The sequence below is a fragment of the Streptomyces sp. NPDC001157 genome, from assembly GCF_053598255.1.
In genome coordinates this window covers 800,258-813,574 of the sequence record NZ_JBSFJW010000001.1, presented here as the reverse complement: position 1 = coordinate 813,574, position 13,317 = coordinate 800,258, and the positions used below count along the sequence as shown (strand labels likewise).

Annotated in this window: 12 protein-coding genes and 1 pseudogene; 9 read left to right on the top strand and 4 right to left on the bottom strand. The window is 70.0% G+C overall.

Annotated features, from left to right (window positions below; translation table 11 throughout):
• Positions 1 to 5 precede the first annotated feature (5 nt).
• From hydA to ACWDAG_RS03605, 3 genes are all read left to right on the top strand, one after another.
• Entirely contained in the window at positions 6 to 1,409 is a 1,404-nt protein-coding gene (gene hydA / locus ACWDAG_RS03615) for a dihydropyrimidinase (RefSeq protein WP_450693901.1), read from the top strand.
• Between the two features lie 11 nt (positions 1,410 to 1,420).
• Positions 1,421 to 2,440, top strand: coding sequence for a TIGR03842 family LLM class F420-dependent oxidoreductase (locus ACWDAG_RS03610; protein WP_450693900.1), 1,020 nt, complete (start codon positions 1,421 to 1,423; stop codon positions 2,438 to 2,440).
• 150 nt (positions 2,441 to 2,590) lie between these two features.
• Positions 2,591 to 4,117 carry an NCS1 family nucleobase:cation symporter-1 gene (locus tag ACWDAG_RS03605; protein WP_450693899.1) on the top strand — a complete coding sequence of 509 codons (1,527 nt, stop codon included), beginning with the start codon at positions 2,591 to 2,593 and terminating at the stop codon, positions 4,115 to 4,117.
• A 45-nt stretch (positions 4,118 to 4,162) separates the two neighbouring features.
• Here ACWDAG_RS03605 and ACWDAG_RS03600 read toward each other — a convergent pair whose 3' ends face one another.
• Complete coding sequence (locus ACWDAG_RS03600; protein ID WP_450693898.1) at positions 4,163 to 4,822, bottom strand: hypothetical protein; 660 nt, start codon at positions 4,820 to 4,822, stop codon at positions 4,163 to 4,165.
• 339 nt (positions 4,823 to 5,161) lie between these two features.
• On the opposite strand from ACWDAG_RS03600, the gene ACWDAG_RS03595 reads away from it, so the two are divergent.
• On the top strand, positions 5,162 to 5,989 hold the full coding sequence (locus ACWDAG_RS03595; RefSeq protein ID WP_450693897.1) for a class I SAM-dependent methyltransferase: 828 nt from the start codon (positions 5,162 to 5,164) through the stop codon (positions 5,987 to 5,989).
• 18 nt (positions 5,990 to 6,007) lie between these two features.
• Here the strand turns inward: ACWDAG_RS03595 and ACWDAG_RS03590 are convergent, their stop codons facing one another.
• Positions 6,008 to 7,000: a phospholipase D-like domain-containing protein gene (locus tag ACWDAG_RS03590; RefSeq protein ID WP_450693896.1), complete on the bottom strand. Its 993-nt coding sequence runs from the start codon at positions 6,998 to 7,000 to the stop codon at positions 6,008 to 6,010.
• 359 nt (positions 7,001 to 7,359) lie between these two features.
• On the opposite strand from ACWDAG_RS03590, the gene ACWDAG_RS03585 reads away from it, so the two are divergent.
• Together ACWDAG_RS03585 and ACWDAG_RS03580 are read left to right on the top strand one after the other, a co-directional pair.
• Positions 7,360 to 9,207: a sensor histidine kinase gene (locus tag ACWDAG_RS03585; RefSeq protein WP_450693895.1), complete on the top strand. Its 1,848-nt coding sequence runs from the start codon at positions 7,360 to 7,362 to the stop codon at positions 9,205 to 9,207.
• A complete protein-coding gene (locus tag ACWDAG_RS03580; protein WP_450693894.1) occupies positions 9,204 to 9,950 on the top strand; it encodes a LuxR C-terminal-related transcriptional regulator in 747 nt (248 codons plus the stop codon). The genes ACWDAG_RS03585 and ACWDAG_RS03580 overlap by 4 nt, the downstream gene beginning before the upstream one ends.
• Before the next feature lie 14 nt (positions 9,951 to 9,964).
• Here ACWDAG_RS03580 and ACWDAG_RS03575 read toward each other — a convergent pair whose 3' ends face one another.
• Positions 9,965 to 10,330 (bottom strand): response regulator, encoded by a 366-nt coding sequence (locus ACWDAG_RS03575; RefSeq protein WP_450693893.1) that lies wholly within the window; start codon positions 10,328 to 10,330, stop codon positions 9,965 to 9,967.
• A 238-nt stretch (positions 10,331 to 10,568) separates the two neighbouring features.
• Between ACWDAG_RS03575 and ACWDAG_RS03570 the strand changes: the two genes are divergently transcribed.
• From ACWDAG_RS03570 to ACWDAG_RS03560, 3 genes are all read left to right on the top strand, one after another.
• Positions 10,569 to 11,780 (top strand): SH3 domain-containing protein, encoded by a 1,212-nt coding sequence (locus tag ACWDAG_RS03570; RefSeq protein ID WP_450693892.1) that lies wholly within the window; start codon positions 10,569 to 10,571, stop codon positions 11,778 to 11,780.
• Between the two features lie 15 nt (positions 11,781 to 11,795).
• A complete protein-coding gene (locus tag ACWDAG_RS03565; protein ID WP_450693891.1) occupies positions 11,796 to 12,356 on the top strand; it encodes a DUF6232 family protein in 561 nt (186 codons plus the stop codon).
• 78 nt (positions 12,357 to 12,434) lie between these two features.
• The gene (locus tag ACWDAG_RS03560; protein ID WP_450693952.1) at positions 12,435 to 12,797 is read left to right on the top strand and encodes a hypothetical protein; all 363 of its coding nucleotides are present in this window, start codon (positions 12,435 to 12,437) and stop codon (positions 12,795 to 12,797) included.
• 30 nt (positions 12,798 to 12,827) lie between these two features.
• Here ACWDAG_RS03560 and ACWDAG_RS03555 read toward each other — a convergent pair.
• A pseudogene (locus ACWDAG_RS03555) lies at positions 12,828 to 13,274 on the bottom strand (Dyp-type peroxidase); the annotation flags it as partial.
• Positions 13,275 to 13,317: the final 43 nt, after the last annotated feature.

Below are 13,317 nucleotides of genomic sequence, written 5' to 3'. Positions count from 1 at the left end.
GGAGAATGAGCAGCCGTACCGTCATCCGTGGTGGCCTGGTCATCACGGCGTCCGACGAACTCCATGCCGACGTCCTGATCGAGGACGGCCGCATCGCCGCCCTCGCCGCGTCCGGCACCCCCGCCGCGGAGGCCTGGACGGCCGAGCGGACCATAGACGCCACCGGCAAGTACGTCATCCCGGGCGGCGTCGACGCCCACACCCACATGGAGCTCCCCTTCGGCGGCACCTTCGCCTCCGACACCTTCGAGACCGGAACCCGGGCGGCCGCCTGGGGCGGTACGACCACGATCGTCGACTTCGCCGTGCAGAGCGTCGGCCACTCCCTGCGCGAGGGCCTCGACGCCTGGCACGCCAAGGCGGAGGGCAACTGCGCGATCGACTACGGCTTCCACATGATCGTCTCCGATGTGAACGAGGGGACGCTCAAGGAGATGGACCATCTCGTCGAGGAAGGCGTCACCTCCTTCAAGCAGTTCATGGCCTACCCGGGTGTCTTCTACTCCGACGACGGCCAGATCCTGCGCGCCATGCAGCGCTCCGCCGAGAACGGCGGCCTGATCATGATGCACGCCGAGAACGGCATCGCGATCGACGTGCTGGTGGAACAGGCGCTGGCCCGCGGCGAGACCGACCCGCGCTACCACGGCGAGGTGCGCAAGGCGCTGCTGGAGGCCGAGGCCACCCACCGCGCCATCAAGCTCGCCCAGGTCGCGGGCGCCCCGCTCTACGTCGTGCACGTCTCGGCCATGGAGGCAGTGGCCGAGCTGGCACGCGCGCGTGACGAGGGTCTTCCGGTCTTCGGGGAGACCTGCCCGCAGTACCTGTTCCTGTCCACCGACAACCTCGCCGAGCCGGACTTCGAGGGCTCGAAGTACGTGTGCAGTACGCCGCTCCGTCCCAAGGAGCACCAGGCCAAGCTGTGGCAGGGCCTGCGGACCAACGACCTCCAGGTGGTCTCCACCGACCACTGCCCCTTCTGCTTCGTGGGCCAGAAGGAGCTCGGCCGGGGCGACTTCTCCAAGATCCCCAACGGTCTCCCCGGCGTCGAGAACCGCATGGACCTGCTCCACCAGGCCGTCGTCGAGGGCCATATCTCCCGCCGCCGCTGGATCGAGATCGCCTGCGCCACCCCGGCCCGGATGTTCGGCATGTACCCGAAGAAGGGCACGATCGCGCCCGGCGCCGACGCCGACGTCGTCATCTACGACCCGCACGCCGAGCAGGTCATGTCCGTCGAGACGCACCACATGAACGTCGACTACTCGGCTTACGAGGGCAAGCGCACCACCGGCCGGGTCGAGACGGTCCTCTCGCGCGGCGAAGTCGTCATCAACGAGCGGGAGTACACCGGACACGCCGGGCACGGCGTCTACACCCCGCGCTCCACCTGTCAGTACCTCAACTAGGAGTGGCGCCCATGGACTTCGGACTCGTCCTGCAGACCGACCCGCCGGCCTCGAAGGTCGTCAGCCTGATGAAGCGCGCCGAGCGCAACGGCTTCACCTACGGCTGGACCTTCGACTCCGCCGTGCTGTGGCAGGAACCGTTCGTGATCTACAGTCAGATCCTCGCGAACACCACCAAGTTGACGGTCGGCCCGATGGTCACCAACCCGGGCACCCGCACCTGGGAGGTCACCGCCTCCACCTTCGCCACCCTCAACGACATGTTCGGCAACCGCACCGTCTGCGGCATCGGCCGCGGCGACTCCGCGATGCGCGTCGCCGGGCGCACCCCGAACACCCTCGCCCGGATCAGCGAGGCCATGAAGGTGATCAGGGCGCTCGGCTCCGGCAAGGAGGCCGACCTCGGCGGTACGGTCATCAAGTTCCCCTGGATCAAGGAGGACGCCGAACTCCCCGTCTGGATGGCCGCGTACGGCCCCAAGGCGCTGAAGATGACCGGCGAGGAGGCCGACGGCTTCATCCTTCAGCTCGCCGACCTCTACCTCACCGAGTACATGGTGAAGGCGGTCAAGGACGCGGCCGTCGCCGCCGGCCGTGACCCGTCCGACGTCAAGATCTGCGTCGCCGCCCCCGCCTACGTCACCGAGGACGACTCGCCCGAGGCGCTCGCGCACGCCCGCGAGCAGTGCCGCTGGTTCGGCGGCATGGTCGGCAACCACGTCGCCGACCTGGTGTCGAAGTACGGCGAGCACTCCGCGGCCGTACCCGACGAACTCACCGACTACATCAAGGCGCGTGAGGGGTACGACTACTCCCACCACGGGCGCGCCGACAACCCCGACACCGCCTTCGTGCCCGACGAGATCGTCGACCGGTTCTGCATCATCGGCCCGGTCGAGAAGCACATCGAGAAGCTGAACGCGCTGCGCGAGCTGGGCGTCGACCAGTTCGCCGTCTACGACATGCACGACGCGCAGGAGACCACGATCGACGCGTACGGCGCCCGGGTCATCCCGGCGGTCAACGCCTGACGCGCACCAGAACCTCGTAGGAACACCTCGTAGCAACCGCTCAACTCCCCATCCCCCCACTCCAGTTCTCCCCTCCCCGGCCGTCCCCGGGGAGGGGACCGGAGACCCGCACGGCCTTTCCGGACCCACCCTTCATTGATTGGCCTGCCCATGACCGACACCGCTCCCACGGCCATACCGCCGACAGCCCAAGTCACCCTCGCCGACGGTCGCGTGGAGATCGCCCCGGGGTCCCCGCTGCCCAGCGGCCCGTACGCCAACGAGGACCTGCTCCCGGTCCCCGTCGAGAAGCGCACCTGGACCACGTACAACTTCTCCGCCCTGTGGGTCGGCATGGCCCACAACACGGCCTCCTGGACCCTGGCCTCCGGTCTGATCGCCGTCGGCATGGACTGGAAGCAGGCGGTGCTCACCATCGCCCTGGCCAATGTGATCGTGCTGATCCCGATGCTGCTCACCGGGCACGCGGGTCCGAAGTACGGCATCCCCTTCCCGGTCTTCGCCCGCGCCTCCTTCGGCATCCGCGGCGCCAACCTGCCCGCCGTCGTACGGGCGCTGGTGGCGTGCGGATGGTTCGGCATCCAGACCTGGATCGGCGGTGAGGCGATCTACTTCCTCGCCGGGAAGCTGATCGGCAACGGCTGGTCCGACGCCGGGAAGGTCGGCGGCTACGCCTGGACGATGTGGCTGTCGTTCGCGATCTTCTGGGTCATCCAGGTCGCCATCATCTACCGGGGCATGGAGACGATCCGCCGGTTCGAGAACTGGGCGGCGCCCTTCGTCATCGTCGGCGCACTGGTGATGCTGATCTGGATGAGCAACAAGGCCGGCGGCTTCGGCCCGCTGCTCGACCAGCCCTCCAAGCTCGGCTGGGGCGGCGGCTTCTGGAAGCTGTTCTGGCCGTCCCTCATGGGCATGATCGGCTTCTGGTCCACGCTGTCGCTGAACATCCCGGACTTCACCCGCTACGGGAAGTCGCAGAAGGCGCAGACCTGGGGCCAGGCCCTCGGCCTGCCCACCACCATGACGCTCTTCGCGCTGCTGTCCGTGCTGGTCACCTCCGGTTCGCAGGCCGTGTACGGGCAGACGGTCTGGGACCCGGTCCAGCTCGCCGCCAAGACGGACAACGTCTTCGGCCTGCTGTACGCGCTGGTGACCGTCCTGGTGGCGACCCTGTCCGTGAACATCGCGGCCAACCTGGTCTCGCCGGCCTTCGACTTCTCCAACATCGCTCCCCGGAAGGTCAGTTTCCGGGCCGGCGCGCTCGCCACCTGCGTCATCGGCGTGCTGATCTTCCCGTGGAAGCTGTACTCCGACCCGCAGGGCTACATCTTCACCTGGCTCGGCCTGGTCGGCGGACTGCTCGGCACGGTCGCCGGCATCCTCATCGCCGACTACTGGATCCTGCGCCGCGGCAAGCTCGACCTCGTCGACCTGTACCGCGCGGGCGGCCGCTACTGGTACGAGGGCGGCTGGAACTGGCGGGCCGTCGTCGCCTTCGTGGCCGGTGGCGTCCTGGCGATCGGCGGCGCCAGCTTCAAGCCGCTGATCGACGGCCGGCCCATCCCGGCGCTGCAACCGCTCGCAGACTACGGCTGGGCGGTCGGCCTCGGCACCTCGATGGTCCTGTACGTGGTGCTGATGCTGCTGCGCGGAAGGGATCGCCTGGAGGCCTGAGCCTGCGCTCTTGCCTTCGCCTTCGCGCTCGGAGGGCAGCCGGTCCTACTGGCTGCCCTTCAGTGAGGTCACGGCGTCCCTCGACGCCTCGATCGCACCCTTGTTGATCTCGTCCGTGCTGGGCGCCTTCTTCGTCTCGAAGTCGCTGCCGTTGTACGTGACGACCACCAGCACGTTGGAGACCTGGGCGAACACCATGCCCTCGCGGGTCTGCTGCTTGTCCTCGGTGGTGAGGTTGACGACGGAGTAGGCCTGGTCCCCGAGTCCGGGAACCGCCCCTCCGCCGCTCTTGTCAGTGATTCGCTGCTTGTAGGAGTTCTGTGCCGCTTCGTCCGATTTCATGACTTCGAAGGAGACGTCGAGCCAGCGGTAGTCATAGCCCTTGAGCGCGTTCCACGAGCAGGTGCGCCGCAGCTTCTCGTCCGTCGACTGGATCTCCTTGCCCGCCGTCTTGGCGCCCGGAACGAGCGATTTGAGCGTCTTCGTGGCCACGCTGCCGCACGGTGCGGGGGCGGCGGCGTACGTCTTGGACTCCGCGGTCGTGGAGGGAGCGGAGGCCGACTGGGTGCCGGTCTTCGGTGCTTCCTTGTGCTCGGCGGTCGTCGTCGCCGCGGGGCCGGACGTCAGCGCCCAGCCGGCCGCGGCCAGCACGACGACAGGGGACAGACGCGCGGTCAGAGCGAGCGGCAGAGGAAAATCGCGCACGGCACACTTTTCGGTGGGGGACGGTGTGCGGAGGGGGTCCGCACTGCGGACGGGGCGCCAGTCTCACATGAGTCCCTGTGAGACGGAAGTGTCAACTCGCTCCGTGGCCGCGCGGTTACTGTTCAGTCAACATCGGTCGGCATGCGGCGCGGCCGGTCGGCGGTGACGAGCTGGATGCGTCATACGGCTCGACCTGGATGTTCTCCCAGCCGTCCAGTGCCTCCCGGACGGGGCCGGACCGGGACCGGCTGGTGGTGTTCGCGTATGAGTCGGGGCTGGTGGCGCCGCGCGGCGGTTAACCCGTTGCGTGCCGCGTCCGGAGATCAGCAACCTGGGGTGATGACAGAGGCGACACGCGCGCAGGGCCCGGCCGTCCACGAGGAGATCCTCGCCTACTACGCCCAGGGCAAGGAGGACGCCCGCCTCAGACAGGGCGGCGCGCCTGCCGGGCGGCTGGAGTACTGGCGCACCCAGGACGTGCTGCGGCGGGTGCTGCCCGCGGCCCCGGCACGGATCCTGGACGTCGGCGGAGGCAGTGGCGTGCACGCGCAGTGGCTGGCGCAGGACGGGTACGAGGTCGACCTCGTCGATCCCGTGCCGCTGCACGTCGAGCAGGCCGGTCGGTTGCCCGGGGTGAGCGCGAGATCCGGGGATGCGCGGTCCCTGATGGACGAGGACGCCTCGTACGACGCTGTGCTGCTGCTTGGCCCGCTCTACCATCTGCCCGAACGTGAGGACCGGGTAAGGGCGTTGGCCGAGGCGCGGCGGGTGGTACGCCCGGGCGGGCCCGTGGTGGCGGCCACCATCAACCGCTACGCGGGGCTGCACGACCTGCTCCGCGAGGAGCGCTACTTCGACCCTGCACAGCGGGCGCGCACGGACGCATCGAGCAGCGACGGCCGGCATGGCGGCGAGGGCGGTCTGTTCACCGTCGCGTTCTTCGCCCAACCCGCAGAGGTACCCGGCGAGTTCACGGACGCCGGTCTTGTCCCACAGGGGCAGTACGGCCTGGAGGGTCTCGCCTGGCTGATGGGCGGCGTGGAGGACTGGCTGGACGACCCGGAACGGCGCGAGGCCGTGCTGGCGGCGACCCGTCGCATCGAATCGGAGCCGACGCTCCTCGGCGCGAGCGGACACCTGCTCACGGTGGGCAGACGGCAGCCGTGAGCGGGCGCCCTTGGTGCTCTACGCCACGGTGCCGCCCGCGTAGTCACTGTTGAACGTGGTCTCGACGGTGGTCGCCACCGACTGCGCCACCCCGGTCCCCGTGAGGATGATGCCCAACTCCCGGTTGTTCGACAGAGAGTTGCTGCTGATGTTCATGGAGCCCGCCTCCACCTCCTGGGTGGACAACCCGTAGTCGGCCACCATGGCCTTGGCGTGGATGTAGAAGCCGTTGGGGTCGGAGTAGCCGACGACGGTGCCGCCCGCGGCCTCGATCTCGGAGACCTCGCTGGAGTAGCTGGACGGACTCTCCAGCACCACCCGCACGGCCACACCCGCCTTCGCTCTCGCCGCGATGGCGTCGACCACCGTGCTGTCGCTGAACTCCAGTTCCTCGATGTCGAGCGTCTTCGTGGCTGCGTTGATCACGGACAGCAGGCGGTTGCGGGAGTCGTTGGGCGACCACAGCAGGTGGTCACCGTCGGTCGGGGTGATCGACGTGCCCGCGTAGTCGGCGTTGAAGACCTTCTCGATCGCGGCGACGTCACGGGTGTCGTCGGTGAAGACGCCGTAGTCGCGGCCGGTCGCGTAGTACTGCGAGGTGAGATTGCCGGTGAGGACCAGCGACTTGGTGGCGTTCACCGTGATCGTCTTCTGGTGGGTGTAGACGAATCTCGACGACGACCACACCACCCCCACGCCCGCGTTGGTCAGGGCGGTGTACGCCGAGTTGTTGGCGGTCTGGTGCTGGCGGTCGAGGATCACCCGCACGGTGACGCCCTTGTTCTCCAGCGCTATGAGGTCGTTGACGGCCGTGGTGTCCTCCAGCTCGTACATGGTCATGTCGAGGGAGGCGGTGGCCGAGTTGATGAAGTCGTAGATGTTCGGCTGGCTGCCGCTCTGCGAGAAGGCGAACGCGGAGTAGCTCGCCGCGTTCGCGGGGACGGCGGTGGCGACGACGGCGGCTCCGGCCGCCAGGGCGACACCTGCGCGCCCGATGACCTTCCACAGCATGTGTGACTCCTGGTCGAGTTGATGCCCACGTGGGGGGTGGGTGAGCGTGGGCATGACACCACGCGCGTAGAACGACCAGGAAGAGAAGGTCGGTGAACACGGGATTACCGGCCCGGAGCACGGGCGAACAAAGGGGACTTCAGGCAGGTGGGAGCTGGTTCATGCGGTCCCCGCGAGTTCGCAAAATCTTCGTAGCGGCAGACCGCCGAGCGACCCGCACCGGGCAACTCAGTCCTTGACGGTCGAGCTTGCGATGGTTTCTCCCTGTTCCACCAGGTCCGAGGGGTTCGCCTCGCTAATATGACTCTCCTGACGGGCCGTTGGCCTGCGGTGGGGCGCGCGCCAGGGGGAGGCGGCTCATGGTTGAGGCGGCGGAGGCGGCCGCGCCAGGCATCGGAGCGACCGGGACCCCGGGCGGGCGGCTTCGGTTCACACCGGAGGTGGAAGCGGTCGCACTGGCCGTGGGCGGGGTCGTGTTCGGGGCGTATGTGCTGGTCGTGAGTGCCCCCGGGCGGTATGTCACGACCACCACGACGTGGTTCTCGGGCGCGGTCGGCGGTCTGTATCTCGCAGCGGGGCTGCTCGCGCGGATGCGGCGGCCGAGCAATCCGGTCGGGCTGCTGATGCTGTGGGTGGGCATCGGGTGGTTCGCCGAGGACCTGCAGATCAGCCCGGATCCGGTGGCGCACACCGTGGGCCTGCTGGTGCGGTCGGCGTCGAGCGGATTCCTGATCCCGCTGCTGCTGATGTTCCCCGACGGGGTGCTGCGCTCGCGGCTGGAGCGGCTCCTGGTGGCCGCGGGCTACGCGACGGCGTTCGGGCTGATCCCGCTGAGCACGCTGTTCTACGACTCGCTGGTACGGAACCTGCTGCTGGTGCACCCCGTGCTCTGGCTGCCCGAAGCGGTCGACAGGGTCCAGTTCGTCATGAGCGCGGCCGTCGTCGCCGTCCTGCTGGGCCGGTGGGTGAGGGCCACACGTCCGGCGCGCCGGGTGCTCGCGCCGCTGTTCGCCACGGGCCTGGTCGGCGGGCTCGCGTCCACGCTCGACGCGATACTCGGCACGGGACCCGACTCGCCGACCCATCCACCGCTCATCGCCGTCGCGCACGTGGCGGTGCTCGCGCTGCCACTGGCCTTCCTGGCCGGCGTCTGGCACGTCCGCATGGGGCGTACGGCCGTGGCCGACCTGCTGCGCTGCATGCCGACCGCCACCCGCGCGCAGTTGCGCGACGCGCTCGCGAGGGCACTCCGTGACCCGTCGGTGCAGGTCGGCTACCCCGCCCCCGAGGGGTACGTCGACGGTGGGGGCGCCGTGCTCGCCGTGGCGCCCGGGCGGCAGGTCAGCCCGCTGGAGCGGGACGGTCAGCCGGTCGGGGTGCTCGTCCACGACCCGGCGCTGCGCGAGGACCGCTACGTACTGGAAGCCGTCGTCTCCGCGGCGGCGCTGGAGCTGGACAACCAGCGCCTGGCCGCCGAGGTGCGTGCGCAGCTGGCCGAGGTGCGCGCCTCACGGGCCCGCATCGTCGAGGCGGGGGACGAGCAGCGCCGCCGGATCGAGCACGACCTGCACGACGGGGCACAGACGACGTTCGTCACCGCGCTGGTCACGTTACGGCTGGCCCGGCAGAGGTGCGCCGGCCGGGAGGCGCCCGATCCCGAACTGGTCGGCCTGCTCGACCGGATCGCGGTGCTGATGGGCGAGGGCATCGACCAGTTGCGCGACCTCGCGCACGGCATCCACCCCGCCGTACTGACCGAAACCGGCCTGGTGGCGGCCCTGGAGACGCTCGCCGCGCGCGCCCCCTGTCCGGTCGAGGTGACCGCGGGCACCGTTCCCGGACTGCCGCCGCCGCTCGCGGCCACCGTGTACTTCGTCGCCGCGGAGGCCCTCACCAACGCCCTGAAGCACGCCCAGGCGCGGACCATCGGCATCGACGTCCGCCACCGCGCCGAGGACGGAGTGCTGCGCCTGACGGTGGCCGACGACGGCGTCGGCGGCGCCGATCCGGGCGGCGGCACCGGGCTGCTCGGCCTGCGGGACCGGCTGGCGGTGTTCGACGGCACCATGACGATCCGCAGCGAGCGCGGGCGGGGGACCGTGGTGTCGGTGGAACTCCCGTTCCTCATCGGGGACTTGGCCGTTACGGCGGCTTCGGTCGAGGCGGCTTCCGGCGCTTTCGGTGAGGCGGAGGGGGGACGGGCGTGACGGAACACGAGTCGGCGAAGACCCTTCCGGGGCCGGGAAGCTCTCCACGCGGAGACATCACGAGCGCTCCGCCCCCGCACAGGCCTCTGCGGATCGTGCTCGCCGACGACGAACGCCTCTTCCGGGCCGCCCTCGCCGCACTGCTGGCGAGCCGCGGTCACGAGGTCACCGCCCAGGTCGGCGACGCGGACGCGCTGCGCGCGGCAGTCGCCCGCACGGTCCCGGACCTCGCCGTGGTCGACATCAGGATGCCGCCGACGAAACGCCTGGAAGGACTCCAGGCGGCCGTGGACATCAGGCAGTCCCACCAGGGCGTGGGGATCCTGCTGCTGTCCCAGAGCGTCCAGGTCACCCACCTCGCCGAGTTGACGGCATCCGATGTCCGGGGCGTCGGCTACCTGCTCAAGGAGCGCGTCGCCGACGAGCACTTCCTCGACACCGTCGGCCGGATCGCGGACGGGGAGTGCGAGTTCGACCAGGAGGTGCTGCAACTGCTCCTCAACGGACCGCGCCGGCGCGGCGGTCTGGCCACGCTCAGCCCCCGCGAACTGGACGTGCTCCGGCTCATGGCCCAGGGCCTGACGAACCCGGCGATCGCCGAACAGCTCGTCGTCACCGTGAAGACCGTCGAGACCCACGTCCGCAGCATCTTCCGGCGGCTCGAACTGCCCGACGAGAGCGAAGGGGAGTACCACCGCCGGGTCCTGGCCGTCCTGAAGTACCTGCAGTCCCGCGACTCCTGACGTGCGCTCCCGGTTCACCGTCCCCGGCCGACGAGGTCCGACAGGGCCCTGACCGACAGCCGGTCCTTGGCCAGGAAACCGGCGGCCGGGGAGCGGGCGATGTGCGCGGCGAACTCGTCGGCCTCGCGCACCGAGCACAGGACGAGCACCATGTCGGCAGCCAGTGTGTTCAGCTCCCGCGTCACGGCGAAGGCGTTCTCGCCCGGCAGCCCCAGGTCCAGGAGCACGATGTCCGGCCGCTGTCCCCGGGCGACCGCAGCGACCGCCGCCGCACCCGACGCCGCCTCGGTCACGGCGTAGTCCCCGTCCGCCTCCAACAGGGCCCGGACGGCGGCCCGGTAGGCGGGGTCGTCGTCGACGATCAGCACGCTGCGGCTCATGGCCCCATGCTGACGGGCGCGCGGCGGCCACGGCATCAGGGCAGACCCTGAGAAGTCCCCGTCGGCGGACCGGTGCCCGCCTGGATGTCCCCTGCCCCCACCGTGCGAAGACTGGGCGGACCACTCATCAGGGAGTCACAAGCCGGAAGCCGGAAGCCGGGGGAATCGGGGGAACATCATGCGGGGGAACACACGCGGAAAGGCATGGGGGAAGCCTGTCAGGCCGCTCGCTCTGGTCGTGCTTGCGGCGCTGCTCGCGGCCGGCCTGGCCGGCTGCAAACCGGGCCAGGGATCGGTGACCGTCAAACCGGCCTTCCTGCCGGTGTCGTTCACGATCGACTCGGCCGGCAACATCAGCGTCTCCGCCGACGCGAAGATCGTCACCCCGCTCGGCGAGGTCTCCGTCGGCGGGTTCCAGCAGCCACTGGTCAGCGGCAAGAACCTGGTGGTCCTGATCCGGCATCTGGCGCACCCCGCGACGACCACCCGGAGCGCCGCGTTCGTCCAGGCACGGGGCGCGGAGAGCGCGGGATACGTCTACTCCGCGTACGAGATCCACACCGAGGGCCGCCATGTCCAGCCCTCCCTGGACGGGCGGGACCTCGCCCTCGCGCAGGGCGGCACGGTACTGGTCGACGCGACCCGTACCCAGCCCGGCAAGGTGACGCGTCTGCAGATCGCCGATGCCCCGAAACAGCAGGACTCTCCCGTGCCGACCAGTTCGGCGTCCTCCTGTGCCGCCGGCACCGCAGACATCGGGATCACCCTGCCCGAGGTGAGCGCCGGGGCCGACGTCGACGACACCGTGGCGCAGCTGGCCGCCGACTGTCTCCAGGTGCAGTACGCGGCCGAGCCCGCGGACGGCGTCGAGGAGGGCACGGTCTCCAGGGTCGTCATCCCGACCGCCGGCGCCGCCGGCACCGTACAACTCCCGCCCGCCGACGACGCCGCGCCCCGGCCGGGCGACCGGGTGACCGCGAGCCGACGGATGCCGACGACGGTGTACGTGGTGACGACGCCGCCCGCGCCCTCGGACCCACCGACGGACTCTCCGACACCGACGCCGACGGACACGCCCACCGACACCACAACTCCCGGGACCTCGACCGTCACCGGCGCCGTGACGGCACCCGTACGCACGGGGCCCAGCACCGCCGACACGCAGATCAGCCACGTCGAGGAGGGCGGCTCGTACCAGGCGCTGTGCGCGGCGCACGGCGACCGCGTGCAGGCGCACGGCTACGACAGCGATCTGTGGGTCGAGCTGCTCCGCGCCACCGGTGGCACGGGCTGGGTCACGGCCACCGCGCTCACCGGCGGCCCCGACGTCCTGTCGCTCCCCGCCTGTGCCGAGCCCTCCGGCCCGGCTCCGGACACGACGTCCCCGGCCCCGGTGACGGTCACTCCGTCCGACGGCACCCCGACCCCGACTTCGACCGCGACCGAATGAGGACGACGAACAGCGATGAGCAGAAAGAAGAAGGTCGGCGAGATCCGCATCGCCAAGCGGATCGTCACCATCGGCCACGAGACCTATCCGCTCGCCAACATCTCGCGGGTGCAGACCCTGCGCGTGGTCTGGCGCGGCAGGCTTGCGACGCTCTACCCGCTCCGCGAGATCACCGCCCTGCTCCTCCTGGGCGGCGCGATCGCCCTGGTCCTGCAGCGCGCCGGGTCCCGGCTCGGCGGCGCGGACGCCGAGACCGTACGGCGGATCGGCGCGGCCATCGTCGCGCTGCTGGCCGTTCGGGCCGCGTACCTGCTGTGCGTGCTGCTCTACCGGCTGCTGTTCCGGCGCAAGCGGTACGCACTGCTCATCGAGACGGCGGGCACGCAGTACACCGCGCTGTCCGGGACGGCACGCGACGAGATCCACCGCATCCAGGCGGAGATCGTCGCCGCGATCGAGGACCCGCCGGCCACGGAACGGATCCTGCACGTGGGAGGGGATCTCGTCGTCGGCGACAAGTTCGGCGGCGACAAGGTGGGCCGGGACAAGAACGTACAGAGCGGATCCCCCGCATAACCGACCTGCATGACCAGCCCCGCATGACCAACAACATCACCGTCACCATCGCGAAGACAAGAAAAGAAGGAGCCAGAGATGTCCGACTACGTCTACGGGGACAAGTTCGGTGGCGACAAGATCGGCCGCGACAAGAACGTCCAGACCGGCGGCAGCGGCAACACCTTCAGGATCGACAACTCCCAGGGGGTCTCGCCCGCCGAGCTGGACGCCGCCGTCGGTGAACTGCGGGCCTTCGTGGCCCAGTTGACCCGGGAGGGAGTCGTGGCGGCGGACGGCAGCGTCACCGACGCCGGTGCGGTCGTCACGGCGGTGCGTTCCCGGCCCGAGCGCCTGCGGGCGCTCGGGCGTGCTGTGGCGGGCGGCGCCTCGGACGCGGTGCTGGCGGTGGTGCAGGGCGGGGTGGCGACGCTGGTCACGGCACTCGTCAAGGGGATGTGAGCGGGCCCGCCTCAGGTCGCGAGCAGCCCCCCGGCCGTACCAGTCCTTGGTGTCACGGACGCCGGGCAGGGCGTAGAAGTAGCCGCCGCCGGTGGGGGGAGATGTAGTCGACCAGGGACTCGTCGATCAGGCGGGTCCGGGTGGCTTCGAACTGGCGCTTGACGTCTTGCCGGTAGCAGCAGAAGACCAGGCCCATGCCGAGGTTGCCGACGTTGCCGATGCCGCGGTCGTAGTTGTAACCGCGGTGCAGGGTACGGGAGTTGTCGGTCCTGGACGTGCGCGGGTTGCCCGGCGGATGTGGGCGTCCAGCGGGATCGCGGTGCCGTGCGGGTCCTTGGCGTGGTTGGGGATGTCGGTCTCCTTGGCGCCGTCGAGCGGGGCGCCGGTGTCCTTGCGGCGGCCGAACATCAACTCCTGTTCGCTCAGCGAGACCCGGTCCCAGAACTCCACCGGCATGCGGATGATGCGGATCACCTTCGCGAGAGGGTAATTCCGAGGCCAAAATCCTGCGCTGCCGCAC

Excerpts from the sequence above, each read along its gene's own strand:
- ACWDAG_RS03575 (WP_450693893.1), bottom strand. The coding sequence starts at position 10,330 with ATGAGCCGCAGCGTGCTGATCGTCGACGACGACCCCGCCTACCGGGCC.
- ACWDAG_RS03590 (WP_450693896.1), bottom strand. The coding sequence starts at position 7,000 with ATGCTGTGGAAGGTCATCGGGCGCGCAGGTGTCGCCCTGGCGGCCGGA.
- hydA (WP_450693901.1), top strand. The coding sequence starts at position 6 with ATGAGCAGCCGTACCGTCATCCGTGGTGGCCTGGTCATCACGGCGTCC.
- ACWDAG_RS03585 (WP_450693895.1), top strand. The coding sequence starts at position 7,360 with ATGGTTGAGGCGGCGGAGGCGGCCGCGCCAGGCATCGGAGCGACCGGG.
- ACWDAG_RS03610 (WP_450693900.1), top strand. The coding sequence starts at position 1,421 with ATGGACTTCGGACTCGTCCTGCAGACCGACCCGCCGGCCTCGAAGGTC.
- ACWDAG_RS03605 (WP_450693899.1), top strand. The coding sequence starts at position 2,591 with ATGACCGACACCGCTCCCACGGCCATACCGCCGACAGCCCAAGTCACC.
- ACWDAG_RS03565 (WP_450693891.1), top strand. The coding sequence starts at position 11,796 with ATGAGCAGAAAGAAGAAGGTCGGCGAGATCCGCATCGCCAAGCGGATC.
- ACWDAG_RS03595 (WP_450693897.1), top strand. The coding sequence starts at position 5,162 with ATGACAGAGGCGACACGCGCGCAGGGCCCGGCCGTCCACGAGGAGATC.
- ACWDAG_RS03560 (WP_450693952.1), top strand. The coding sequence starts at position 12,435 with ATGTCCGACTACGTCTACGGGGACAAGTTCGGTGGCGACAAGATCGGC.